Origin of the sequence: Novacetimonas hansenii JCM 7643, from assembly GCF_000964405.1 — a bacterium.
Lineage (GTDB): Bacteria > Pseudomonadota > Alphaproteobacteria > Acetobacterales > Acetobacteraceae > Novacetimonas > Novacetimonas hansenii.
Genome location: NZ_BANE01000168.1, coordinates 1 through 26,354, shown reverse-complemented (window position 1 = coordinate 26,354; position 26,354 = coordinate 1). Strand labels below are relative to the sequence as shown.

Below are 26,354 nucleotides of genomic sequence, written 5' to 3'. Positions count from 1 at the left end.
ATCAGGGATATGACAATGCGACATACGTTTTTCTGTGTTGATGGGCATACAGCGGGCAATCCCGTCCGCTTGGTCGCGGGCGGGGCGCCCTTGCTGCGCGGGACAAGCATGAGCGAGCGGCGTCAGGATTTTCTGACGCGTTTCGACTGGATACGCACCGGACTGTGTTTCGAACCCCGTGGCCATGACATGATGTCCGGCGGTTTCCTGTATCCCCCTACCCGTCCCGATACGGATGGGGGGATATTGTTCATTGAAACCAGTGGCTGCCTGCCGATGTGTGGCCATGGCACGATCGGGTTGGTAACATTCGGGCTGGAACATGGGCTGCTGCAACCCCGCAAAGAAGGTGAATTGCGGTTGGAAGTTCCTGCGGGCATAATCGACATCACCTATACACATGCACATAACCGGGTGACGTCTGTCACCATCCGCAATGTGCCGGCATGGGTGGCCAGAACCGGGATTTCCATTGAATTGCCGGGTTTTGGCCCATTGACGGTGGATGTGGCCTATGGCGGGAATTTCTATGCCATCGTGGAACCGCAGGGCGCATACCATACGCTCGATGAACTTGGCGCACGCCGTATACTTGAGCTCAGCCCCGTGATCCGTGATCTGGTGCGCAAGGCCTATACCCCGGTCCACCCGCTTGACCCCACAATCAAGGGGGTCAGCCACGTCCTGTGGGCGGAACCGGGTGAAGATCCCGCACGTCAGGGACGCAATGCCGTGTTCTATGGTGACAAAGCCATTGACCGTAGCCCTTGTGGCACCGGGACATCGGCGCGACTGGCACATCTGTCGCACAAGGGAATCCTTGATCAGGGACAGTCATTCATCCATGAAAGCTATATCCGCAGCCGTTTTACCGGACGTATCGACAGCAAGACGAAAGTAGGCGACCATCAGGCGATCGTTCCGCTGATTACGGGAAGCGCCATTTCAACCGGGTTCAATACGATCTGGATTGATAAGGAAGATGTTTTCAGCAACGGTTTCCAGGTGGTCTGAAACCGGCCATCCGCTGCAGTCCTGACCTTACATCTTGCATAAAGGCCCCCTGTGCATGGGCATCGTACGCCATTCCGCATCGCTGCAGATACGCACCATTGCGGATCAGCTTTACTACCTGATTCGCAAACGTATCCTGCAAGGAGAATTGGCGGAGGGAGAGCCCATACGCCAAGATACGATTGCAGCCGAACTGGGAATCAGCAAGATCCCGCTGCGTGAGGCCCTGGCCCGCCTGGAACAGGATGGCCTGGTCAGGTCACACGTCAATCGCGGTTTCACCGTCAATACACTGAGCGCGGAAGAAGCGGACGAGGTCTTTGCGCTGAGGCTGCAACTTGAACCAACAGCTACCGTAGCAGGAAGCCGGCATGCCACGGCTGCGGATCATGCACATGCGCGCGCCATGCTGGCGGAGGTGGGAAATGCCTGCATGCAGGGCGACGGGGATTGGGGGGAATGTAATCGCGCCTTTCACATGTCCCTGATCCGCCCTGGGGCGGGCACGTTAACCTATACAATGATTGAACGCCTTAATGTCATCGCGGACCGATATGTGCGTTTTCATCTTGGTCCGATGGGGCGACCGGAACAGGCCAACATACAACATGGCAAGATATTGGCGGCCTGGATCGACAGGGATGAAAAGACCCTGTTGAAGCTGTCACGCAACCATATCCGCGATACACATGAGGATCTGCGTAAGGAACTGCCGCGTGCTGGTTCTAAATAATAAGAAATTTTCGGATAACCAACTGAAATACAATAATAAAAATTCTGATCTATGCCTTTTTTCAAGAAGTTGACATTTTTCAAAGCGTTTCCAGGACAATATCGACCAACAATATTCATGATTTCAGCGGGTTGTTGGACCTGTTTTTTTCCGACAGCCCCCAAGGAACTGTCGGAAAGATAATTGCAACGCCCTGAAAATTTCGAGGAATCTTTCCCGTGATATCCTCGACAGTTAGCTTTTTCGAAAAATGATTCGGTATTCATTGTTTTTTATCAGGACATTATTCGCAAATCATTCAGTGCTGTTTCAACCTGCGGCACGCCGGATATAACAGCACGAACGGGGCGGAGAGTTCGCCTGACATATCCAATATGATGAAAATAATGGCATGTGCATATATTTTATTCTAAATATGCCCTATTTCGCGACATGAATGGAATATTTTATATATAAAAATCGCAACATCATATAATATATGATGTTGCATCTTTGGGCAGATGGTGACATGCTGACGTCTGTCGTTGTACAGATGTGCGCGCAAAGTGGATTGTAAGTAAAAGCTGTAGTTTTGATTCAAGTTATACCGTGATATAATTCCAGAGCATATGAATGGAATATGATCCATTATAATAATTTCATTTCATTGTATAATTATTATATATATGGAATAAATCATTAAAATTCATGAGAATTTTCTTTGCTTATTTTTAAAATAAACAAACATATTCTTAGAACTTTCCGCCGTAAATTGTGTGTTAAATATGCAACGATCTGGGGAATCAATCTCTTTTTTGTCGCAAAATAATGCGGAAACGTATTGATCATATATTATATTTCATGCACGGTATACGATATATTCGATACCAATCGCGGGGTTTTAGGAAACAAAAACAACGAAACACTTTTAATGAAAGCAATTTTCCCACAGAAATCCTGACTTTGAGATGCATAAATCCTCAAAGGGGGAAGCCATACCAATTTCTGCAATATTCCACACATCAGCGATGTCAGGTGATTGTGACGGAAAAGACACTTTGGTCATGTGCCATATTCAGGGAATACTTTCATATTCATGCAGGTTTCATGTTTTTGTTCTTGGTATTCTAAAATATATACAGAGGGGTTAGGAATGATGCTGTATGAAAACGACCTGTTCCACCGACTGTTAAACCGGGTTGCCGCCATGGGCTGTGATGTGCCCGCGCATGTTGTGACCCTCTCCTGTCCATACGCCCGGTAGGAACACAGACGCATGAGCAACCGTAAAATTTTCTCAGGCCTGCTTTTGATGACAACGGTCCTGTCGGGCGTGTCCTCACATTCGGTCTATGCCGCCACCAGTACGATCCAGACAGGACATGCCACATCGCGGGGCAATATGCGCCCGATGGGCGTACATGCAGCACATCATACGGCCACGACGCATGATACCGGTCCGGTCCGTTCACGTGCCGCACCTGAATCCCTGTCGGTTTCGGCACATCGCACGGTGCATGGTGCGCACCTGGTTGTTGGCAAGAAACTGCTGGAGGCAGCGCCACCGGGTACCAACCCGATGGCGGCGTTGAACACCATGCCCGGTGTGGATTTCCAGTCCGCCGATGCGCAGGGCGTCAGTACGTGGAGTACGCAGATCTTCATGCATGGTTTCCAGCAGCAGGAAATCGGCATGACGCTTGATGGTGTGCCGCTGGGTGAAATGACATATCGAAATTATAACGGTCTGAATCCCGTTCTGGCTGTTTCGTCCGAAAATGTACAGGGCATTGACGTGTCGCAGTCAGCGGGCGCCGAAGATGTGGCGGCGACCAATAATCTTGGGGGTTCCCTGGCGTATACCACTACTGACCCGAGCCATAAGCTCGGCGGCACGGTCAATCAGGGCTTCGGTAGTTTTAATACGTTCCATACATTTGCACGGGTCGATAGTGGTGACCTGAACAGCACCGGCACCCGCTTTTATGCATCCTATATGCGCAATGATCAGGATAAATGGAAAGGGTACGGGGAGCAGTTCTATCAGCAGGTCAATGCCAAGCTGGTTCAGCCGATCGGGAATAATAGCTCACTTTCCGCCTATTTCGACTGGAGCGACCTGCATGAACTGGAATATCAGGACATGTCGCCTGATATTCTCAATCATCTCGGCCCCAATGCCGATAATTATTATAATGGCCGGGCAAGCGGTTATATCCGTGCCTATGACGCAGCATTGGCGGCACAGAACAAGGGCGGTGGCTATCCCGCCGGATATGGCAACCTGAGTGATGCGTCGGATGCATCCTATTACGAAGGGGCGACCAACCAGGACGACATCGTAGGCTATCTCAAGGCTGACCTGGCACTGACGGACAAGGTGCGCTGGACAACCACTGCCTATGGTCACGGGGAATCACAGCAGACCACCTGGACCACGCCCTATAGTGGTTCACCCAATGGCTCCCCCCTGAGCGAACTGGTCAAGCAGCCTTCCATCCGGCGCTTTGGCGTGCTGTCGCAGGTCACATATGATATCGCGCATAATCATATTGGTGGTGGCGTCTGGTATGAAAACAATGATTATCAGTCCCCGATGTACCAGTATGCGGAACCCAATGTCGTCAACGGCGTCGTGCAGGGCAACCTTGTCAATCCACTGGGACATTTCAAAGACCCGTTTGCCGAGGTTTTCAACCAGAACTATAACACGAATACCTTCACCGCCTTCGTGCAGGATACATATCGTCCGATCCGTAATCTTGCGCTGCATTTCGGGTTCAAGTCACTGTTGAATACAACACGCGTGGGTGATGGGTATCTGAATCAGGATTATTACGGCAATATCGGTAATATCACGAGTGGCGTCAGCCAGACAATTGCCAAGCCCTTCCTGCCACATATTGGCGTGGACTGGACATTCCTGAAACGTCATGAGCTGTTCATCGACATTTCAGAAAATGTCCATACTTATGCGGAGTCAGGGTTCAAGCTGTCCAACTCGCCGTTTGCGGTGACACAAACCGCCTATAACGATGCGCGCAGCACCCTGCGGCCGGAGACAGCGTGGACCTATGCCATCGGTTATCGGTATCATGACCGGTTGCTTGGGGCTTCGGTTTATGCCTATCGCACGAATTTCAACAATCGCTTGCAACAGATTACGTCTGGTCCTGCGGTCAACCCGATTTCCAGTGTTGCCAATGTGGGCGGCGTGACCATGAATGGCGTGGATGCGGCCCTGACGATAACGCCACTGCGTAACCTCGCGATCACCAACAGCGTCAGCTACAACCATGCCGTTTATGACGATAACATTACGGATTCCAACGGCACACATGCCACAAAGGGCAAGCAGGTCGTGAATTATCCGCGGTTCATGTACAAAGCACGGCTGTCCTATGACTGGCGTTCACTCAGTTTCTATATTGATGGAAATTATGTCGGGCAGCGTAATTATGATTATGAGGGAGAATACCGGATTCCGGGTTACTGGCTGTCGAATCTTGGCCTGCAATGGCATGTAAAGAAGACCAGCGATACCGGTCCGCGCCTTGGCGGTTTCCTGCGTGGCCTGACCTTGTCTTTCAACCTGACCAACCTGACCAATACCCGCTATATCGCGACGATGGGGGAAAATGGCAACCCGATGAATGGCGCATCTGCCTATGGTGATCAGTCGATGCTGCTTGGCACGCCACGTATGGCCTTTGGCGCCATCAAGGCCGATTTCTGATTACACAGCATATCGTTACCCCACACCATCGCATGTCCTGCATGGTGTGGGAGAGTAATATGGTTGTTTTATTGAATTTTATAAATAAACATGATGGAAAGTGAGATCAGTTTCAGAATATAAAATCCTGAAATTCGCATGATATCTTTTCGGATCTGAAGCGAAAAATATGTAATAAAATATGGAAAATATAAGAATATAAAGAAGATTTACGTTACGATTTTGGACATATGCCATGAAAGGTGGTATCGTTCCCAGCACACAGGAACTAACATTATGTCGCCCTTTCCCTGATGGGCAGCAGACGGTTCTGGCGGGCCACAGACGGTCCGTGGCCCACGAAGGATATTTGATGACACAGGATGCCGTTTCTGGCCGAACGCTGAAAAATCGCCATATTGCCATGATCGCCCTTGGTGGTGTCATCGGGGCGGGCCTGTTCGTGGGCAGCAGTTCCGCCATTACCGTGGCCGGCCCGGCGGTTCTGTTGGCATATGCTCTGTGCGGCGGACTGATTATGGTTGTGATGCGCATGCTGGGCGAAATGGTGATGCAGCAACCGGGCCTGGGCTCGTTCGTGGAATATATCCGGCAGGGATATGGCAGCAGGTCCGGGTTTGTCGCGGGATGGATGTACTGGTTTTTCTGGGTGGTCGCAATGGGGAGCGAGGCCATCGCAGGCGGTCTGCTGATGCAGGACTGGATCGCATTGCCCATCTGGTTGTTGGCGGTCGGCATTATCCTTGTGCTGATGGCCGTCAACCTGCGGTCGGTGGATGTATTCGGGGAATGTGAATTCTGGCTATCCTTGATGAAGGTCGCAAGCATCATCATGTTCATCGTGATGGGTGTGCTTTTCGTGGGGCATATGTTTGGGCCAGGCATTTCCGTGCGGGCCAATTACCTTGGGCATGCAGGGTTTGCCCCCCACGGGATTACGGCCATACTTGCGGTCATACCGACGATCATGTTCAGCATGATCGGGTCCGAAGTTGCGACGGTGGCGGCTGCGGAATCCGCTAACCCACGTGTGGGGGTTGCCCGTGTGACACGCAGTATCGGTGTCAGGGTCACGGTATTTTACCTGACATCCATCATGCTGCTGCTTGCGATCGTGCCATGGACTGAGGTGACGGCGGGGAAATCTCCCTTCATCGCCGCCATGAGTGTCATGGGTGTTCCCGGTGCCGCAACGATCATGCGTGTTGTCGTATTCAGCGCGATCCTGTCATGCCTGAATTCCAGCCTTTACATAACATCGCGTATCCTTGCCGAACTTGCACGCTCAGGCAATGCCCCTGCCCTGCTGGCGCGGCATTCGGCACAGGGTGCCCCGCGGTCGGCCCTGATCGCCAGTACGTTTGCTGGTCTTGTTGTCGCATTCTGCTCCATATTGTCGCCAAACGTGATCTTCTCTTTCCTGCTAAGTTGCAGTGGCGGCGTCATCTTGCTGGTCTATCTGCTGATCGCGGTCAGTTACCTTGTAATGATGCGTCGCAGGAATACGATGGGTCGTATCTGGCAGGGATATGTAAGTATTGGCGGGATCTGCATGGTCTTTGTGGCAATGCTGCTGGATCCGACGGAACGCATGACGGCCATCGCCAGCCTGTTGAATGCCGTGTTTTTTGTCTGTCTTTATGACGGGTGGCAGGTGGTGGCACGCCGCCGTAATCGCGCCAGCACAACATCGGTGGGACAGGGATATCCATAGTCCGTGGAACCGGGTGGCATCAAAAAACATGGGATGCTTTTGGCGGCCTGTCTGAAAATATGGAACCGACACCCCATTGGAATGATAAAATTTTTGCGAAGATTTTTAAAAATCTTCGAAGGTCGCTGTCCAGACGGGGTTGTCATTCCTTACCAATAGGTTGTTTTTAAACAGTCTCTTATGTATCAACAGGGTCGTAAAAACGGCCGCTTATTTTCCGCCGGTTCCTTCAGGGGGCGGCAGGCTGGCACGGATTGCAATTGAATAATCCGGCCCCGGAGTTGCACCGGGGGGGCGGATGATATGGCTTGCTTCATGCAGGGCGGCAAAATCCGGCAGATGGGTGGAATCGTACGGTCCCAGCAGGTTCATGTCATAAGCCATGGCCGCTGTATGGCCACTAAGGATCACGCGCCAGTCCAGCCGGTAGCGCAGTCGTGCTCCTGCCCGTGCCAGAATACCGGTGGTACAGTTGTCTGTCAGGGTATTGTACCATTGTGGATGGCGGATCAGGTCATGGATTGCATCGACATAACTTATGAACAGGCGCTGACGTACCTGTGCCGACAGATTCAGGCGATAAAGATAGACACGTTCGCGCCGGATATCGGTTCGCACGCCGATCAGGTCACGTTCGTCCGCCGTGACATAGAACAGTTCATAATGATGAAAGAAACCGGCAATGGTGGAATAGGCAAAACGTGCCTGCCGCCGGGTTTCTATGGAAATGGCAAGGTGTTGCCCATCTGTGAAGCCGAAGCTCAGGAAAACATGTGCAATGGAGTCCCCTGCCCAGTAAGAGGTGACGAGGTCAACACTCTGTAACCCGTCAAGGTGATAGGTCGCATCATACCATGCGGGAAGATAGTCATCTGGCGTGCGATACCGAAAATTACGGACATTATGGACATGGACGTCATTACCGTCGCGCCATGCGTCGGCGGGGATGGCATATTCGCGTGCCCATGACCGATCATTGCGCGGCGGGTCGGTGACATACCATGCACCCATACCCCCGACCAATGCCGTGCGCAGGATACGCCTGCGGCGCGGCAGGCGTATCCATGCACTACCAAACAGCAGGATGGGAAAAACCAGGGCGCCTCCCACCCGCAGCACGTCCGGCTGAATGGTGGAGTAGTAGACTGCCGCCGCCCCCAGCACACCATACAGGACCAGCGTAATATGACCGCCCCACCTGAGTGAGTTGCGCCAGTTCATTGCCTTGCGGCCTGTACGGACGAACCCTGTGGGGCGGTAGCAGGGTTTTGGGCCAGTTGCAGCAGCAGGATGCGTTGTATTTCGGCGATGGTAAACGGATTGGATTGCGTGGAATGTTCTGAATGGCGTACGATCAGTTCGGATTCCACTCCTGGGATATGGGCGCTTTCATACGACACCACGCCATCATTCGCGTTGGATAGCGGGTTCCCCGTGCCACAGACCGGGATGATGGAATGCGTATGCACATCAGTCATGATCGGGATTGTGGGTAACGTCCGCATGAAGGCGCTGCGTGGGGACATGGCATAGACACTGCCCAATCGTGGTATACGATTGTCAAGACGCGTGCTGTCGCCTGCACCGGTGACAATTTCGCGCGCGGTTTCACTGACCCGCCATGGCAGGCTTGCCATACCGCCAACCAATTGGGCCAGTGACATCCCGGCCAGATAACTGCCATGCTGTGGCGTGGCGATGAAGACGACCCGCTGTATTTCAGGCATCGGGGTCGGAAACATGGTGTCCTTGATCAGTTGCCGCGTGCGGGTATTGAGGTGAAATGTCGAAAGCGGACGTCCCGCCGTTCCATCCCACAGCCTGTCTCCCGGGTTGATAACCAGCATACGCGCCAGCAGCCCCCCCTGGCTGTGTCCCACCAGCGTGATATGTCCCAGTGCGGGATCGGCCTTTGTGCCGCCCAGACTGTCCACCGCCTGGGTGATGGCACGGCGCAGTTGCCATGCGGAATATGGGATGGGGTTGCTGGTGGCGTAGGAAAAGAACCAGAAATCAAAATGATCGCGGATGGTGCGATCTTCCAGAAGATCGTTGACCATGTTGGCCCAGCGATACGGGCTGGAGGCTGTGCCGTGGATGAAGACGACGGGCATGTTGCCAGGCCGGTGTGGCGTCATCGCGACCAGTCGAGGTTGCGTCCCATCATAGGTGGTGCCATCAAAGAAACCGCGATATTCCTTGGTCCATAATGCAGTTTCATGCAGGCTGATGGCGCGGGCGGCTGTCTGATTATATGCGGGCGGGATGGAAACGCCGGGAGTGTCATCCATGACATGCACAACCAGACGCCCATGAAGGTGTCCGGTCAGTACCTGCGCGCGTGGATTGCGGATTTCCAACATCATGCTGGTGGGAATCCGCAGGCGGGTGGAAACGTCAAACAGCATGCCTGTCTGTGCCCCGTCGCCTGTGGCCTCTATTGTGCCATCCTCAGGGCGGCCCAGGGCGGTCAGGGCCTCGCCCAGCCCAGGGGTGCGATAGACATTGCTTATGCCGCTGACGGCAAGTGTGGCCGTCGGTAGGAAACTCTCCAGCAGGCGGCCATGCCAGTGCAGTTGTGCCGGGTCGGCGCCAAGTTCGATATCCCCGAACGGCAGGAGGCGGTTTTGCGTTATGATCGCAACGGGGGCGGGGAATGCCGCCGTCAGGCCAAGATTGTAGAAATCGGCCGCCTGCCGGAAACGTGGATCATAGGGGCTGGGTCCCCCCACCTCTCCGGGTTGGAGGAAGGCGTAGGCATAAACCGCAGCCGCCAGGAAATCGGCCGCCCGCCGGTGACGCAGGCCCTGACGGTAGCTGAGTTCCGCCAGTGCAAACAGCATATCTGGCAGTTCATCGCCGGTGCCCTTGCCCGCCAGCCCACGCAGGGTTTCGATCGCGCGATCGGGATGACGCTCCCACAGAGGGGCCAGCCCGTGCCGCCTTAGGACGATCTGCGTATTCGGACCAAGGCCATGCCCCTGTAACGCGGTCAGGCGGGCGTTGTTATAGCTTTTGATAAGGGAAACATGCCGGACCTCAACCGGCCCCGCGCATGCCGCCAGCATCGTCAGGGTGAAAATTGCGGCAGTGCGTGCCAGGCCCTTTATGCGGGGCCGGGGAGGATGGAGATGGCGAGATGAACTATGTTTCATTGCAAAAATCAGGTACCTAAACTGCACTAATGGGAAAAATCCCCTGCGGTCTTCACACTACAACCATTCCTTGCAATGACGCACCATCATTTCATGGCCAATGATCGGACTTCCATGGCGAGGGGCAAGGCTTGAAATATATCTCCCCCGAACCGATATAAAAAATATGCCCAATGATTTCATGGGCATATCCAAAGTGATGATAAACAGGGACGAACCGGATCATGAGTGTTGCCGAAAACCTACGCAAGCTGAGCCCTGAAGACCTTCAGGACATCACAAAGCACGTGGAACAATCCCTTCACCAGCACAAGGCGGAACTGCACAAACAGATTGCCGAACATCTGGGCGCGCTGAAAGGGGAAGTACGGGTCCATGAAAACAAAATCCCGACCTCATGCAAGGTCTATGGGGTTCTGATCCTCGCTGCTGCATCGCTGGCGAGCTATATCTTCGGTCGTAAATCCGCTGACTGAGTGTTTCCCCATTTTGGGTGCTGTCCCTGTCATAATCGATGTATGACCTGGCCATGGCAGGGACAGAGCCATCATATGTCACGTGGCACCTGTCCTGGATAAATGACGGTGACAGGCCGTCTGGACAGAAGCTGGTCGCGGGATTTATTATTTTTTATATATAAATTATTTCCAAAATAATTCTTCATATATAAGTAATATCATAGGATGTATTCTTCATGCATGGCTGGTAATGTGTGACAGCACTGGTTTTTATGCCTGCTGGCCCGTAAAGCCCCCTGGGGCGGAATACTGATCATGGATGCGACAGATGAAGATGGGCTTTCTTTCCTCGGGGATGGTGCTGGCGTTCGCCGCCTTTTCTTCATTTTCAATCAGTGACGCTTTTTCCAAGCTGCTTGCAGGACAGCTTGACCCGTTTGAGGTTGCCTTTTCGGGTGGGATCTTCGGTTTTCTGATCATTCCGTTCATCAGGCGGGACAATGAATCCTATCTGGATATTTTCTCCCCACAGAAGCCGGGCATGTGGCTTGTGCGTGCGATCGCGACCTTTACCGCTACCGCCGCAAGTGTTGAAGCATTCATGCTGCTTCCCATGCCCGAAGCCCTGTCACTGATGTTCCTTATGCCGCTTTTTGTGACCATGCTGTCTGTCACCTTGCTGCATGAAAAGGTATCAGCGTGGGCGTGGGTATCGGTTATCGTCGGGTTCATCGGGGTTCTGATCGTTCTGCGGCCGGGGATGCGTGCCCTGCATCTTGGACATCTGTGCGCCCTGATCGCGGCGGTTGCGAATGCCGTGGGCGTTATCGCCTATCGCCTTGCGGGGAATGATACGCCACGCCTGTCACTGTTCGGGTCCAGCCTGTTTGGGCCGCTGGTGGGTGATGGCCTGCTGATGCTGGCGCATGCGCATTGGCCGCATGGCCTGCAAACGTGGTGTTTCCTGTTCGGGTATGGTTTCCTGGCGGCGTTGGGACAATTGCTGATGATGGTGGCAACAGCCCGTGCCCCCGCCAACCGGGTGGCCCTGCCCCAATACAGCCAGATGTTATGGGCGGTGGGTTTTAGCTATTTCCTGTTTCATCAGGCGCTGGATGGATGGACCTTTATCGGTATTGTCGTCGTGACATTTTCAGGCATGCTGAACTGGATACGCCAGCGTGTTCGCTATGAACATCTTGCTTTGCAGGAACGCCGCGCTGCGCGACGGCGTCTGCGGGAACCTCAAACAAGTCCATAAGCTGTTTAGTTCCGTGGTTTGATGGTGCGAATTTTGCATGAACCGTAGTGGTTCTTTTTCCCATTACGTGTAAATAAATTCATCCGAAGTAAGTCCCCGCAGTGTTTTGAGTCTGCTGGCGAAATTGCAGGCGACGACGAAGCCTGCGAAGTGCTGGCGCAGTTAGTCATGCGTTTCATAATAAAAGCGCTTGACCGTCGCCGCCTTGATCGTCCGGTTCATGCGTTCAACCTGGCCATTCATCCACGGATGGCAATAGAAGACAGCAGATGCGGAATGGGCATTGTCATCGCATATGCGCGTCAGAATGCCAGACCAGCAACGGCTGTGGCATGTGCTGCCCACCCGGCGACCATAGAGAGAGTGTTACGGGCATGGTTACAGGACAAACAGACCATCGCAGCTTCCCGACGCGCCACCATCAAGATGTCGATACAGGTCACTTCCATGTTGTAGAGACGTTCGAACTCAAGAGCTACCAGACCCTTCATGACTTTCATCATCCCCGGAACTCCCGCCGCTCAAGTTCATATGGGATAGCGAAACACGCCTGATAAAGCCTTACTGGCTGGTTGCTAAACGAGGATGGGTTTTGATGAAGATTTCTTCAAAACGTCATGACTGCACGACAGGAACCCTTACGTATCTCCAAGGAGTAGTGTTTCAGACAGCGTGCGTTGTCCGGCATGAGGCATGGCCCCTGATTCTCCAGAGGGTTGGGATATTGTAAGCTGACATCGCCGTGAACCTTCGCCAGGTATAATGCTGTCACGCACCTTTCAGGACGTGGCCGCCCGTCATGGCCCCGGCGCACAGGGCCTTCAATCGGAGCTTATACGGCCAATGCTGCTCTGGTTTGCAATTCTGGTTGCGTCGACACTGGCCTTTGGGATCAGTGCCGTTTCGGGCGGCGGTGCAGGGCTGATCCTGATGCCCCTGCTGGGGCTGGTATTGCCTGACATGCAGGTGCCCGCCGCCCTATCAATTGGCACTGCTACCAGTTCGGCGGCGCGCATCATTTCGTTTCACAAAGCGATCCGGTGGGACATTGTTCGGCATTTTGCGCCAACCGCACTGCCATTTTCCGCCCTCGGTGCCTGGGCGCTCAGTCGCATGAATCCCGTCTATCTATCGCTGTTATTGGGTCTGTTTTTGGTGGGTAATCTCCCCCTTCTATTTCGCACACCTCCAATCCAGCCCAACAGGAAACCAGTTCGTATCGTATCGCTCCATGCGCTGGGTGCCGCCGCAGGCTTCATTTCCGGTTTTACTGGGGCGATCGGCCTGATCTTCAACGGTTTCTATTACCAGCTTGGTCTTCGCAAGGAAGAAATCGTTGCAACTCGCGCCGCCAATGAAATCATGCTGCATGGTCTTAAGCTCATTCTCTACGCGGCATTCGGCCTGATGAGTATTCATGTCGTCATCGTGGGTATCGCTGTTGCCGCGGCCGCAATCCTGTCTTCGATCATCATGCGCCATCTGCTTCCTTACCTACATGACCGACTGTTTCACCATATCGGTCACGCAGCCATGGTTGTAGCAGGCCTCATGATGGTGATCACAGCAGGTGGCCAGATTGCACGTCAGAATGCTGCTGTTCTCAATTATTCACATGCATCCGGGGATCTCTCTGCTTCCCTGTCATGGCAGCAGCATATCTTCGCAGTTGAATGGGAACACGGCAATGAACTGGAACTGATCCATCGGGTGTATATCCCATCAACAAATCTACCAGGCACTCCCATATTCCATGGTTTCATCCTGCACATGTCTCCCCACACAGGAATCCAGACCGTTCGGAGTGTCGGGGTTTAAATCGCACGCAATTATTCACCTAAATATAGAATAATATGCTTATTTTTAATGATACTTTACTGATGCTGTTCCTAGTCAAGGATTTCTGGGCAGGAAATCCCGAACCATGTGTGCTTCTGGGCGCCGATTTATCCGCCTGCTGCCCAAATCCGGATTCTTACTCATGATCTACCACAATCCGGCCTGCAGCACGTCGCGTAACGTACCGACGCTGATCCGCAACAGCGACGATGAACCCCGGATCATCGCGTTTCTGAAAGCGACCTTTCGGGTGACAGCCGTCCCTGACGGGACAGCAGGACCAGCAGCACGCCCAGCAAGCTGATGCCTAGGCCCGCGACGGAAACCATCGGATAGCCGAACCCCATAGACAAGACAGCCCCGCCCAACGCCGCCCCCAAGGCATTGCCCAGATTGAACGCGCCTATATTGACCGACGAAGCCAGGCCCGGTGCATCGTGTGCGGCCTGCATGGTGCGCATCTGCAGGGCCGGCATAAGGGAGAAACTGGCGATGCCCCACAGCAGGACTCCGACCAACGCACCGGCCGACGTTTGCGCGGCGAAGGGAAAGGCCAGCATGATCAGGCCGAGGAGTGGAAAGAACACCAGCAACGTACCGGCCAGCGACCGGTCTGCCGCCTGACCGCCGATAGCATTGCCTATACTGAAACCAATACCGATCAGCATCAGTGCCACCGTCGTTAAGGTTGGCCCCGCATGGGTGATATGTTCTAGCATCGGCACGATATAGGTATAGAGTTCGAACATCGCTCCAGCGCCGATCACCGTGACGCCCAGTGCCATCAGCACATTGGGGCGCATGATGACCTTCATCTCGGCCACCGCGTCCGGCCTTGGACCGGCCTCAGCCAATGGCAGGGCAACCGACAGGGCCGCAGCCGCGATCAGACCCAGCACCGAAATGGAGGCGAACGCACTGCGCCAGCCCAGTGTGTCACCCAGCCATGTCGCGGCCGGCACGCCAAAGATATTGGCAACGGTCAGACCCATGAACATACTGGCCACAGCACTGGCCTGCCGGTTGGCCGCAACCAGGCTTGCTGCCTCCACCGCGCCCAGCCCGAAGAATGCCCCATGGGCCATGCTGGTCAGCACCCGTGACAGCATCAACTGCATATAATCGCCACTGACAGCCGAAGTCAGGTTGCCGATCGCATAGAGGATCATAAGTCCGATCAGCGCATATTTGCGTGGATAACGTGCCAGAAAGAGGGTGACGAAGGGTGCGCCGCCCATCACGCCGAAGGCATAGGCGCTGATCAGGCTGCCTGCCTTGGGTACACTGACATGGACCCCGTCTGCCAGGACAGGCAGCAGACCCATGGGGGTGAATTCCGTCACCCCGATCGCGAAGGCCCCGCAGGCCAGGGACAACAGCGCACGATCTGACGAAGAATGAGAATCCGGCACATTCGCCTCTTTGGTTCGATAAGAGATTTCAAATACATGGTCATACGCAGCCGGTGTGGGAAACACGTCCGGCATGCTACACTCGGGTGAAAATGCAATCACCCTGAGCATGCATCACATTGATGACCAGGGGTAGCATCCCCTCGCGCTGGGCGCGGGAATGTGTCGTGGGCGGCATGATGATACGATTGGGCAGGTTCAGACCACCCAGTGAAGAAGGCGAAAACAGCATCAGCAACCCTTTTTGGCCAAAGATGGGCGAAAAATGGAAATTGCCAGTGTAGGATAAAACCAACCAGAGGCTTTGTGGCCACAAGAGCTGTGAACCAGGATCACAAAAAAGAGCCCAATGGGTTGGAAACGCCCCTTACACTCCGTTCCGCATGAATGCCTGCAACCTTGGTACCATGAAATCGAGGAACAGCCGGATACGCTGCGGCATGCGCTGCCCCCCGAGATAAAGGGCGTGGACGTCCTCCGCATCGCCATGCCCCGCATCTGCCAGCACCTCGACCAGATGCCCATGGGCAATATCGTCGCGGACATGAAAGTCGCCCAGACGCGCCAGCCCTACCCCTGCCAGGACCAGGCGGCGCACCGTCTCGCCATTGTTGGCCAGCAGGCTGCCGCCGACCATGCGGTCCACGATCCGCCTTCCTTCGCGCAACGGCCAGACCGGCGCAGCCCGGCGAAAGTTGAATCCCAGGCAATTATGGTGGTTGAGGTCGTCGATCGTGATCGGGGTACCATGATTCTTGAGATAGTCGGGTGAGGCGACGATCTGCCGACGTGCCACTCCGATCTTGCGAGCCAGCAGGCTGCTGTCCGTCAGGGGGCCAACACGGAAAGCAATGTCGGTACGATCAAGATAAAGATCGACGATCTCGTCCGACAGCGACAGATCAACGATGACATTTGGATAGGTCCGCCAGAATTCCGGCAGCAGCGGCTCGATCCCCAGGACGCCGAATGGGACCGAGGCGCTCACCCGCACAATTCCGCTGGCACCACCCGCCCCATGACAGACCTCGCGCTCGATATCATTCAGTTCCGCCAAGAGTGCGGCACTGCGTTCATGGAACAGGCGCCCCTCGTCAGTCAGAGAGAGCCGTCGGGTCGATCGCTCAATCAGCCGCACGCCCAGCCGCTCCTCCATGCGGCCGATCAGCTTGCTGACCGTCGATGGTGTCATCAGGAGATGTCTTGCCGCCTCGGAGAAACTGCCAGCTTCGGCCACTCTCACAAAGACCTGCATCTCTCCCGCGCGATTATCCATATTCCTGAGCCCATCTGTGAATTGGAATCCAAGATTATGTGGAGGAAAAGCCGATTATCAAGCCCGTCCAAAAGCGGCATCGTTCAGCGATGATACGGTCACCCTGTCATTGTCATTCCCCATTAAGGAATATTCTGAGCTATGAAAAACATTCTTCTTCTGAATGGTGGCAAGGTCTTTGCGCATTCGCATGGCCGTCTGAACGATACATTGCATGATGTCGCGGTACGGGTGCTGACAGAAGCAGGTTTCGCGACACGCGAGACCAAAATCGACGCAGGCTACGATATCGAGCAGGAAGTCCGGAATTTTTTGTGGGCAGATCTGGTCATCTACCAGATGCCCGGCTGGTGGATGGGCGCGCCATGGATCGTCAAGAAATACATGGACGAGGTCTTTACCGCCGGTCACGGCACGCTCTACGCTAATGATGGGCGCAGCCGGGCCTGTCCCGAACGCAAATATGGCTCGGGTGGCCTGTTGGGCGGTAAGCGTTACATGCTGTCCCTCACATGGAACGCGCCGGATGATGCCTTTACGGATCCTGTGCAGTTCTTGGAAGGCAGAGGTATAGATGCTGTCTATTTCCCCTTTCACAAGGCCAATCAGTTTCTGGCACTGTCAGCCCTGCCGACCTTTCTGGCCACCGATGTCATGAAAGCCCCGGATGTCGACGGGACGATTGACCGTTATCGTAAGCATCTGTCGGAAACGCTGAATTTCGCACGTTCTTTGAAACAATAAACCTGCAGGCGAACCTGATGGTTGTTCCTGACATCTTGAAAAAACATGCTGATCTTGAAAGATAATATTCAGGAACTTCTGTTATTGAAAAATCATCTTTCGAAAGCCATCGGGAAAAGTTCTGGCAACCTGCTCTCCGGCCCTGGGGAACGAGGCAGGGATCATGAAACCCCTGCCCTACTCTTTATCAAATGCTTTTTATGCTCCGATGCGCTTGCTCAGAAATCGAGCGACGTCTTGACATAATACATGCCGCCATTGAACCCGTAGGGCGAATAGGAAGCATATTTGGCAAGGCCTTGCTGCGACTGGGCAATAGCCGAGGAAATACGGGTCGGGTATTTGTTGCCCAGGTTGTTCGCACCTATGCCAATGGTCCAGCGCGGAACAGGCTTGTAGTCAATTTCCATATTGGTAATGAAGGCGGGATTCTGCTCGAACGGCACGGAGCCCGGGCCTGTCGGCGCCGCCATGTAGGTCATGGAGCCATAGCGCATTTCCTGCACGAAAACCGACCACTTTTTATACTGCCAGTTCACGCTGATCTGCTCGCGGTTTTTCGGCGCGGCGTGTAGCACCATTTCCTTGGTATATTCGTTGACCAGGTTGCTCTTGCTCGAACGGATTTCGTTATCCGAGAAATTGATACCCATGGCAAAGCGGAACTTGCCGTAATGACTGGTATGCAGTGTGTAATCAGCAGTCAGGTCGCCACCGAATGTCTGGGTATTATACAGGTTGGCATAGTAGCTGATCGAAGTCACGTTACCCAGACCGGTAATATTACCCGAGTCAACGGCAAAACTCTTGGAGCTGCCCATCCGGTCATTAATGGCGATGTAGTACAGGTTGCCTGCTAGGTGGAAACCATCTACGGGGGTCGCATCAATCCCAATGGTATAGCTACGTGAATATTCACCCTTCAGGGGTGTCGCGCCATAGGACTTGGCCAGGGCACTGTTGGAGGGAACCTGATCCACAACATAGCCGGGATATGGCGCCGAATAGAAGTACGAAATCTCACCCAGCGTTGGCGGGCGGTAACCGGAATTGATGTTGGCGCGGATGGCCCAGTGCTTATTGAAGTTGTAGCGCGTGCCGACCGAACCTGTCTCGACGGTTGCCATGTTGCTGTAGTTGGCAACGCGGCCGCCCAGCGTCCATTCCCACTTTTTGGTGATATGGAAATCAAGGTTGGCAAAACCTTCGTACACGTCACGGTTCGTGTTCGATACGGCCAGCGCCGGATTGCCAGGGTGATCGGTTGCGCCCTGCCCACTCCACGACGCGGTCTCACCTTCGGTCATCTGGAAGGTATCGTGGCGGTATTCCGCACCGAACCGCAGGTTGATGTCCCTGGGCAGCAGGCCGGTATGGAACGAACGTGATCCCCTCAGCCCGGTTGTCAATTCGGTCGAGATCGACTTGCCATCATAAAAGGATGTCTGCGTCGGATCGTATGCATATGCGCCGCCAGACGTCAGCGAGGCATTTTCGGAATCCTTCGTACCGTATGTCTGCTGGTCACGCCCAAAGGTTACGTAAGCATCCCATGCGAAGCCGAATTTGCGCGTACGGATGCCATTATCAGTCTCGAAGTCGTACTGGTCCATGGTGATGTAAGGCTGGTTACCAGTAGGGTACAGAGCCGAATTAATCCATATATCATCACCGTTATTGGCACGATAGGTTTCAGCCACGTTGGCACGACGATGCGAAAAGGTGGACGTGCTGTAAAAATTGAACCCATGCCCAAGTGGCACGGACATGTTTTCGCTCAAGGTTTCCAGCGTACTCTTGGGCAGGCCCAGGCCACGCTGCACGTTACGGTCCGCCGTGGCATTACGCGGGTCGTTGGCAGAAAACAGGTTGCCATAGTAATCACCGCCACGGGTGGTAGGCAACTGGTGGGTCACCTGTGCCGCAAGGTCGAGGTAGCCGCCCCTGTTGCCGAGCGCCATGGCATAGCTGGCCGAGCCATCAAGCGCCTGGCCGTCGCCTGCGTAATAACCACTGTTCTTGAAGTTGACGGTGCCACCATGCGTATCGCGTTTGAGCACGATATTGACCGCACCTGCAATGGCGTCCTGTCCGTACAACGCAGAAGCACCTTCGGTCACCACTTCAATATGGTCGATCGCGGTGATGGGAATGAGCGAAATGTCAGCCGGCTCACTGCCCCAGTTTGTGCCTGCGTTGGCGTTGAAGTTGGCACCAATATGGCGACGATGACCGTTGACAAGGATCAGCGTATCATCCGGCGACTGACCACGGAGCTGCATGGTCTGAACAAAGGAGCTGGCACCGCCACCGGGCAGGGCTGCGGTGGTAATTGCCGGATTGGCCTGCGACAGCGCCGACAGCACATTGGTCTGGCCGGTCTTGAGCAGTTCCGCGCCCGTTACGACCGTAACCTGCGTGGTGCTGTGCTGTGCTGTGCCAGGTGAAAAGATGGAATTGGTCTGGTGACCGCCAACATGGATTTCTTCGGGGCGGCTCGATGCACGCAGGGCTGCGGGCATGGCCTGTTTGGGGGTGGGTGCCTTTTTATCGGCGGCAACCCGATAATGTTTTTGCACTGACGAAACGGTAGCGGTCGCGGCTTCACCTGCAAGCGGCACGAATGCGCCAAATGCTACCCCGGCCACCAGATATAACTTGTGCTTTGACAGGCGTGACATCTGCCTCTCCCCCCTTGGAACTCGACCGAAACGTTTCGCGTGAATATGTGTAATGATATGATGCGCATTCGTTATGATTTGGCGTCATATGAATTATTGATATGTTCCGAACCCGGATTGTTTCTTGCTTGCAGATAAAAAAATATATAATTGAAATTGTTTCGTTTTTTGTGCGAACGTTACTTTTCGTACAATATTGCCAAGTATCTGCAACCCTGCATCAGGCATGTTCGGGCGGTCCCGCACTGCGTATATGCAGCAGGTGTAGCGCACGACCTTCCATATGGCCTGCTCCTGGCACAATATGTTGACAGTTAAATAAAAGTCCTTAATGTCAAGCCTATAAATCCATAGAATATAACCTTTACGGAGTTCCCGTTGGATATACGCCGATTACAGGCTTTTATTAAGATTATTGACCTTGGCAGCATTTCGCGTGCGGCTGACCTGCTCAATATTGCTCAGCCCGCCTTAAGCCAGCAACTCGCCACACTTGAAAATGCTTTCAAGCAGAAGCTGGTCATCCGCAGCAAGAGCGGCGTAACCCCCACCACGGCCGGGGCGGAACTGTACCGGCATGCACAGACCCTGACCAAACAGTTCGACCGGGCCATGGTTGAAATCACGCAGGGTGCAGGTCCACTGGTGGGCAAGGTCTCGGTCGGACTCTCTCCCTACAGCGCGGGCTCCACACTTTCGGTCAAGCTATTGCAGCTCGTGCGCGAGCGCCTGCCCAACATCACCCTGCACCTGACCGAAAGCTTTGATGACATCTACAGCGAACTGATCATGACCGGGCGGCTGGACATGGCCGTGATCCATGGCGCTGGTCCCATCAAGGGGGTTATTTTCACGCCGCTGATGAAGGAAGAATTCTTCCTGCTTGCACCCCATGACCTGGAATTTCCCCAGAATGAAAAAGGGGCCGTGCAGCTTGCGGATATCGCTGACATTCCCCTTCTGCTTCCGCCCAAGCATAATTTTGTGCGCAAGAGCGTGGACATGGCCTTCATGCGCAAGCAGCTTGATCCCCGCATCGTGGCTGAAATCGAGGCGCTGATCACCCTGCAAGGCGCCATCGAGCAAGGCATCGGCAGCACCATCCTGCCCTGGTCGGTTGCCAGCCGCATTGTCATGCCGGGTAAGTCGCGCATCTTCCCGCTGCACAACCCCGTCATTCAGCAAGATGTTTCGCTCTGCATCCCCGAGATCATTCCCGAGACTGAGGCCTCGGTGGCCGTGCGCGAACTCCTCATCGGCCTTGCCAAGGCGATGGCCGCTTCACATAACTGGCCGGGTACCCAACCTTTCGATTAAGGGATCAGACCGGTACGCACCCGATATTGGGGCGGGTCAGTACATCGGGTTGCAACAGGGCCGCAAGCCGTTCGGGAGAAAGCAGTTGCTCCTCCGTGATCAGGTCCGTGACCTTGCGGTCTTCCGCCAGCGCACGCTTGGCAAGGGCCGAACAGGTATCATATCCCAGCACCGGCACCAGTGCGGTAATGATACCGATATTCAGGTCAAACAGATATTGGCACCGCGCCCGATCGGCAGAAATACCACTGATGCAGCGCGTGGTCAGGGTTTCGATGGCGGCGCGTAATATCTTGATCGATGTAAACAGGCAATAGCCGATCATCGGTTCAAACGGATTAAGCTGTAACTGGCCACCATCGGCGCACATGGTAATGGTCAGGTCGTGCCCCGCAACCAGATAGGCCACCTGATTGACCGCCTCGGGTATGACGGGATTGACCTTGCCCGGCATGATGGAAGACCCGGCCTGCACCGCGGGCAGCACGATTTCGCCCAAGCCCGTGCGCGGCCCGCTTGAGAGCAGGCGCAGGTCACTGGACATTTTCGACAGTTTGAGCGCCAGGCGCTTGAGCGCGCCTGAAAACAGCACGAAAGCGCCCACATCCGATGTTGCCTCGATCAGGTCGGGCGAACTGCTCATGGGTCGCCCGGTCAGGCTGCGCAGTTCCGCCATGACGGTAGAAGCATAGCGCGGGTCGGTATTCAGCCCCGTGCCAATGGCAGTACCACCAAGATTGACCTGCTCAAAGGCTGCGGCATGGGCCTTGATGCTTCTGATTTCTCCCGCCACAGCAGTCCGGAACGCCCCGAATTCCTGCCCCAGCGTCATGGGCACGGCATCGCGCAGTTGCGTGCGGCCAACCTTCAGGATCCCATCAAAGGTCTCTGCCTTTTTATCTAGTGCTTCGTGCAATCCTTCAAGGGCAACCAGCAGCGGATCAACCGCAAGCAACAGCCCCAGGCGGAGCGCCGTGGGGTACACATCATTGGTGGACTGCGCCATATTGACATGGTCATTGGGGTGCAGCACGCCATAGGTGCCCGGTTTTTCGCCCAGCAGCCCCAGGGCAACATTGGCAATAACTTCATTGGCATTCATGTTTGTCGAGGTACCCGCCCCGCCCTGCATGGCGTCTACCACAAACTGCTTATGACAGGAGGGGTTTTGCAGTATGTGCTGACAGGCACCATCAATGGCACTGGCGCGCGTGGGGTCGAGGTAGCCTAGCGCAAGATTGGCCCGCGCCGCAGCCTGCTTGACCACGACCAGCCCCCGCACCAGATCCGGAAAACTGCCGATGGTGTTGCCACTTATGGGAAAGTTATCCAGCGCACGCTGTGTATGCACGCCCCACAACACGCCCGGAGGCAATGTGACCTCGCCCAGCAGGTCGCGCTCGACGCGGGGGCCGGACTGCGCACCCATGGGGCTGGCCTTGCCTGTCAGGGTGCTAGCTGCGCCATCTCGTGCCGGAGCGGGCATATTAATCATTTTGATCTATCCACGTTGAGAATAACGCCAGGACGAGGGCATAAAAGCGCCCGCACCATGCAAATATTCGCCAGTAATGACATGATAACAGGCCAGAAAAACGCGCCGGATACAGCCATGTGCACAACCCCAGGGCTCGGCCTGAGCGTATCAGTCCGGCTGGATCTGCATGATCGTGGTGCCATATCCAACCAGCGCACCAGCCTGTCCCGTTACTGTAGCTACTGTGCCCGCAACCGATGCGCGAACAGGCAGTTGCAGGCTGTCCAGCGTGAGGAGCGCTACAATATCACCTTGCGCCACCTTTGCCCCGACCGGAGAAAAAGCGCTGTCGCGTTGCGGATGAGTCAGGCACAGATGGCCAAAATACGGCGTTTTCACCGCCACCAGTCCCGCCGACACATCGGGCTGCGCTGCTGTCGGGGCATCGGGGGCTGTGGCCCCGGATGCGGTCTGCCCCACACAAATCCGCAGCTTCAGCCCCGCTGCCTCGTTGCTCAGTTCCAGGCTTTCCAGCCCTGCCTGCGCCAGCCATGTCGCCATCTGGCCAATCTGTTCGGGTTCAGGCAGCCGATCAAAATGGGGCACCATCTGTCCGGACCGGTTGCTCATAAGGCTGTCCTTTTTGCAAGCCAGCGTTCAAGGTAGTGAATATCCACCCCACCCTGCGCAAAGGCGGGATCGGCCAGAAGGTCCTGATGCAGGGGGATATTGGTTGATATCCCTTCCACCTTCATTTCCGCCAGCGCCACGCGCATGCGCGCAATCGCCTGCTCACGGGTGGCGCCGTAACTGATGACCTTGCCGATCAGCGAGTCATAATAAGGCTGCACCGTGTAACCCGCCACGACATGCGTATCGACCCGGATGCCGGGGCCACCGGGCAGATCCCAGCGCGTGATGGTACCGGGCGAGGGCATGAAGGTGAACGGGTCCTCCGCATTGAGGCGGCATTCAATAGCATGGCCCTGCAGCCCGATATCCGCCTGCGCGATGCCAAGCCTCGCACCCTGGGCAATGCGCAATTGCTCGGCCACGATGTCGATGCCTGTTGTCTCTTCCGTAATCGGGTGCTCGACCTGTACGCGGGTGTTCATCTCGATAAAAGCGAACACGCCGTCTTCATACAGGAACTCAAACGTGCCTGCACCGCGGTAGCCGATACGCCTGCATGCTTCAGCACAGCGCGTGCCAATTTCTGCAATGGTTTGCGGTGTGATGCCAGGGGCGGATGCTTCCTCCAGCACTTTCTGGTGGCGACGCTGCAGCGAACAGTCACGCGCTCCCAGCCACAGCGCAGTGCCATGTGTATCACACAGAACCTGAATTTCGATATGACGTGGCTTCTGCATGAAGCGTTCAAGATACAGCGTCGGGTTGCCAAAGGCCTGCTCGGCCTCTTTTGCGGTGAGCGTTACGGCCTGTGCCAGGTCGGCCGCACGCTCGACCACGCGCATCCCGCGTCCACCGCCACCGCCAGACGCCTTGACGATAACGGGAAAACCTACGTCCAGTGCAATGGCCTTCACGGTCTCCATGTCAGCGGGCAGCGGCCCGTCCGATCCGGGCACGCAGGGCACGCCTGCCTCACGCATGGCGCGTTTGGCGGTAATCTTATCGCCCATCATGCGGATGGAAGCGCCGGTCGGGCCGATGAAGGTAAGGCCCGCTTTTTCCACAGCATCGGCAAAATCAGCATTTTCCGACAGAAAGCCGTAGCCGGGATGAATGGCCTGCGCCCCGGTCAACCGGGCGGCAAGCAGTAGCCCGTCGGTGTCGAGATAGCTGCGGGCAGCCGCGGCAGGGCCAATGCACAGGGCTATATCAGCCTCGTGCACATGACGGCTGTCGGCATCGGCTTCGGAATACACGGCCACCGTCTCCAGCCCGAGCTGGCGGCAGGCGCGCTGTATGCGCAATGCAATCTCGCCGCGATTGGCGATCAGCACCCGGTTGAAACGTGGGGTCTCACTCATGACAGCCGGAACAGGGGGGTGCCTGCCTCCACTTCGGTGCCATCTTCCACCAGCACGGCGGCGATCTTGCCAGCCTGCTCGGTACGGACGGCGTTGAATACCTTCATGGCCTCAACCAGCCCGACTTCCTGCCCGGCCCGCACCGCCTGCCCCACCGTGACAAACGGCGGCGCACCTGGCGTGGGCGAGAGATGGAACACGCCATAGGACGGAGCGGTAATGACCGTCTCCGCCACCACGCATGCCTCTGCTGACTGCGGGAGCGCTGCGGGCGTCCCCACCACGGGACTCACCACGGGGGGGGCAGATGGCGCAACCTCAGGCTGCGCGCCGCCGCCACGGGTGATGCGGATGCGGCAGCCGCCTTCCTCAACCTCCAGCTCCGTAACCGGAGCCGTGGCCAGCAGGTCGATCAGCCGCCTGACATGCGTGAGATCCACCGTCCTTACGCCGCGCCGGATGTCTTCTTGGCGAAGTTCAGGCCGCCCACGACCTGCATGGTCGGCAGTACTTCCATGAAACTGACATTCATGCGCTGCGGTGACATGACGGCGAAGGCGACGGAGTTTGCAATATCTTCGGGCAGCAGGGACTCATATTCATCAAAGAAGCGCTTCTTCGCCTCTTCCATGTTGCCGATCAGACGGCCGAACACTTCGGTTTCGCAACGCGCGGGCGAGATTTCGGTCACGCGGATGCGGTGGCCGAACAGGTCGCAGCGCAACTGCTGCGAGAGCGAATGCACGCCTGCCTTGGTGGCATGATAGACCGTGTTGCCGCCAGCAAAGGCATAATGGCCTGCAATGGAGGTGATGTTGACGATATGCCCGCGATCACGTTCGATCATGCCCGCCACCACAAGGCGGGTCAGTTGCAGCACCGCACGCAGGTTCACGTCCACCAGCGCATCGATATCCTCGGGCGTGGTGTTGGTGATGTTGCCCGTGCGCGACTGCCCGGCATTGTTGACCAGGATGTCGATCGCGAGCGTCTTGACCAGCGCCTCGATCCCCGCCTGATCGGATACGCTGACGGCATGCACGATGCAGCCGGTTTCCTGCGAAAGCTGCTCCAGTCGGGCCGCGTCACGCGCCAGGGCATGAACCTCAATCCCTTCCAGCGCCAGGCGGCGCACGATCTGCGCGCCAATGCCAGAAGATGCGCCAGTGACGAGGGCGGTACGGTACGGCTGGTTGCTCATGGTAAGAAAACCCGATCCTGAACAGAAAAACTAATACCACCCGGCCTACAGCGGATACCGGATGTTCAGCTATTGACCGGCATGCTAACGGCCATGAACAGCTTGCGCCAAGAGCACTTCGTTCTCACGCCATAACATAATATGATGGCCCGGCTATCATGCTGATCCATAAGATTATTCAATAGCCTCACAACCATAATGGCACTGGCCATTGTTACGTAAACGCTCATACTCTTGCATTAGGCACTTCATGCCGTGAAACCTATATTGTTACGGTTCAGGCTCAATAACCAGCGCCATTCCAGGGACTGTGTATTTTGAACACGGATATAAAGAACGATGTGGCGCGCAATATGGCTGGGG

The 26,354-nt window shown here is 55.4% G+C and carries 20 protein-coding genes and 1 pseudogene; 9 read left to right on the top strand and 12 right to left on the bottom strand.

The features are described from left to right. Nucleotides 1-15: 15 nt before the first annotated feature. The 4 genes from B7G66_RS11485 to B7G66_RS11470 all read left to right on the top strand — a co-directional run bounded on the left by B7G66_RS11485 (nucleotide 16) and on the right by B7G66_RS11470 (nucleotide 7,176). Complete coding sequence (locus B7G66_RS11485; RefSeq protein WP_003619882.1) at nucleotides 16-1,014, top strand: 4-hydroxyproline epimerase; 999 nt, start codon at nucleotides 16-18, stop codon at nucleotides 1,012-1,014. Between the two features lie 55 nt (nucleotides 1,015-1,069). Beyond that, nucleotides 1,070-1,747: a GntR family transcriptional regulator gene (locus tag B7G66_RS11480; protein WP_003619880.1), complete on the top strand. Its 678-nt coding sequence runs from the start codon at nucleotides 1,070-1,072 to the stop codon at nucleotides 1,745-1,747. Between the two features lie 1,255 nt (nucleotides 1,748-3,002). Next, on the top strand, nucleotides 3,003-5,462 hold the full coding sequence (locus tag B7G66_RS11475; RefSeq protein WP_003619877.1) for a TonB-dependent receptor: 2,460 nt from the start codon (nucleotides 3,003-3,005) through the stop codon (nucleotides 5,460-5,462). 352 nt (nucleotides 5,463-5,814) lie between these two features. Next, complete coding sequence (locus B7G66_RS11470; RefSeq protein WP_003619875.1) at nucleotides 5,815-7,176, top strand: amino acid permease; 1,362 nt, start codon at nucleotides 5,815-5,817, stop codon at nucleotides 7,174-7,176. A 210-nt stretch (nucleotides 7,177-7,386) separates the two neighbouring features. Here the strand turns inward: B7G66_RS11470 and B7G66_RS11465 are convergent, their stop codons facing one another. Together B7G66_RS11465 and B7G66_RS11460 are read right to left on the bottom strand one after the other, a co-directional pair. Then, a complete protein-coding gene (locus B7G66_RS11465) occupies nucleotides 7,387-8,397 on the bottom strand; it encodes an Lnb N-terminal periplasmic domain-containing protein (RefSeq protein ID WP_003619874.1) in 1,011 nt (336 codons plus the stop codon). Continuing rightward, a complete protein-coding gene (locus B7G66_RS11460; protein ID WP_050772114.1) occupies nucleotides 8,394-10,331 on the bottom strand; it encodes an esterase/lipase family protein in 1,938 nt (645 codons plus the stop codon). Before B7G66_RS11460 ends, B7G66_RS11465 begins: the two co-directional genes overlap by 4 nt. A 224-nt stretch (nucleotides 10,332-10,555) precedes the next feature. Here B7G66_RS11460 and B7G66_RS11455 point away from each other — a divergent pair, with 224 nt between their 5' ends. Both B7G66_RS11455 and B7G66_RS11450 read left to right on the top strand, forming a co-directional pair. Beyond that, the gene (locus B7G66_RS11455; protein ID WP_003619870.1) at nucleotides 10,556-10,807 is read left to right on the top strand and encodes a hypothetical protein; all 252 of its coding nucleotides are present in this window, start codon (nucleotides 10,556-10,558) and stop codon (nucleotides 10,805-10,807) included. 310 nt (nucleotides 10,808-11,117) lie between these two features. Continuing rightward, entirely contained in the window at nucleotides 11,118-12,050 is a 933-nt protein-coding gene (locus B7G66_RS11450; protein ID WP_003619866.1) for a DMT family transporter, read from the top strand. A 66-nt stretch (nucleotides 12,051-12,116) separates the two neighbouring features. Here the strand turns inward: B7G66_RS11450 and B7G66_RS11445 are convergent. After that, nucleotides 12,117-12,302 (bottom strand): annotated as a pseudogene (locus tag B7G66_RS11445) (IS481 family transposase); the annotation flags it as partial. 50 nt (nucleotides 12,303-12,352) lie between these two features. Next, nucleotides 12,353-12,541 carry a hypothetical protein gene (locus tag B7G66_RS18205; protein ID WP_167613934.1) on the bottom strand — a complete coding sequence of 63 codons (189 nt, stop codon included), beginning with the start codon at nucleotides 12,539-12,541 and terminating at the stop codon, nucleotides 12,353-12,355. A gap of 352 nt (nucleotides 12,542-12,893) precedes the next feature. Between B7G66_RS18205 and B7G66_RS11440 the strand changes: the two genes are divergently transcribed. Further along, on the top strand, nucleotides 12,894-13,868 hold the full coding sequence (locus B7G66_RS11440; protein ID WP_040511925.1) for a sulfite exporter TauE/SafE family protein: 975 nt from the start codon (nucleotides 12,894-12,896) through the stop codon (nucleotides 13,866-13,868). Between the two features lie 242 nt (nucleotides 13,869-14,110). Here B7G66_RS11440 and B7G66_RS11430 read toward each other — a convergent pair whose 3' ends face one another. Together B7G66_RS11430 and B7G66_RS11425 are read right to left on the bottom strand one after the other, a co-directional pair. After that, a complete protein-coding gene (locus B7G66_RS11430) occupies nucleotides 14,111-15,376 on the bottom strand; it encodes an MFS transporter (RefSeq protein ID WP_003619856.1) in 1,266 nt (421 codons plus the stop codon). 292 nt (nucleotides 15,377-15,668) lie between these two features. Beyond that, the gene (locus tag B7G66_RS11425) at nucleotides 15,669-16,577 is read right to left on the bottom strand and encodes a LysR family transcriptional regulator (RefSeq protein WP_003619851.1); all 909 of its coding nucleotides are present in this window, start codon (nucleotides 16,575-16,577) and stop codon (nucleotides 15,669-15,671) included. Nucleotides 16,578-16,718: 141 nt separating this feature from the next. On the opposite strand from B7G66_RS11425, the gene B7G66_RS11420 reads away from it, so the two are divergent. Then, a complete protein-coding gene (locus B7G66_RS11420) occupies nucleotides 16,719-17,321 on the top strand; it encodes an NAD(P)H-dependent oxidoreductase (protein WP_003619849.1) in 603 nt (200 codons plus the stop codon). 218 nt (nucleotides 17,322-17,539) lie between these two features. On the opposite strand, the gene B7G66_RS11415 is transcribed toward B7G66_RS11420, so the two are convergent. After that, on the bottom strand, nucleotides 17,540-20,002 hold the full coding sequence (locus B7G66_RS11415; protein WP_003619847.1) for a TonB-dependent receptor plug domain-containing protein: 2,463 nt from the start codon (nucleotides 20,000-20,002) through the stop codon (nucleotides 17,540-17,542). 378 nt (nucleotides 20,003-20,380) lie between these two features. On the opposite strand from B7G66_RS11415, the gene B7G66_RS11410 reads away from it, so the two are divergent. Continuing rightward, nucleotides 20,381-21,319, top strand: a complete 939-nt coding sequence (locus B7G66_RS11410; RefSeq protein ID WP_003619845.1) for a LysR substrate-binding domain-containing protein — start codon at nucleotides 20,381-20,383, stop codon at nucleotides 21,317-21,319. A gap of 4 nt (nucleotides 21,320-21,323) precedes the next feature. On the opposite strand, the gene B7G66_RS11405 is transcribed toward B7G66_RS11410, so the two are convergent. From B7G66_RS11405 to B7G66_RS11385, 5 genes are all read right to left on the bottom strand, one after another. Then, a complete protein-coding gene (locus B7G66_RS11405; RefSeq protein ID WP_003619843.1) occupies nucleotides 21,324-22,748 on the bottom strand; it encodes an aspartate ammonia-lyase in 1,425 nt (474 codons plus the stop codon). 216 nt (nucleotides 22,749-22,964) lie between these two features. After that, nucleotides 22,965-23,426, bottom strand: coding sequence for a biotin/lipoyl-containing protein (locus B7G66_RS11400; protein ID WP_003619841.1), 462 nt, complete (start codon nucleotides 23,424-23,426; stop codon nucleotides 22,965-22,967). Then, on the bottom strand, nucleotides 23,423-24,790 hold the full coding sequence (gene accC, locus B7G66_RS11395; protein WP_048859207.1) for an acetyl-CoA carboxylase biotin carboxylase subunit: 1,368 nt from the start codon (nucleotides 24,788-24,790) through the stop codon (nucleotides 23,423-23,425). The genes B7G66_RS11400 and accC overlap by 4 nt, the downstream gene beginning before the upstream one ends. Then, the gene (locus B7G66_RS11390) at nucleotides 24,787-25,230 is read right to left on the bottom strand and encodes an acetyl-CoA carboxylase biotin carboxyl carrier protein (RefSeq protein WP_048859206.1); all 444 of its coding nucleotides are present in this window, start codon (nucleotides 25,228-25,230) and stop codon (nucleotides 24,787-24,789) included. The genes accC and B7G66_RS11390 overlap by 4 nt, the downstream gene beginning before the upstream one ends. A gap of 5 nt (nucleotides 25,231-25,235) precedes the next feature. Then, nucleotides 25,236-25,991, bottom strand: coding sequence for an SDR family oxidoreductase (locus B7G66_RS11385; protein WP_048859205.1), 756 nt, complete (start codon nucleotides 25,989-25,991; stop codon nucleotides 25,236-25,238). Nucleotides 25,992-26,354 lie beyond the last annotated feature (363 nt).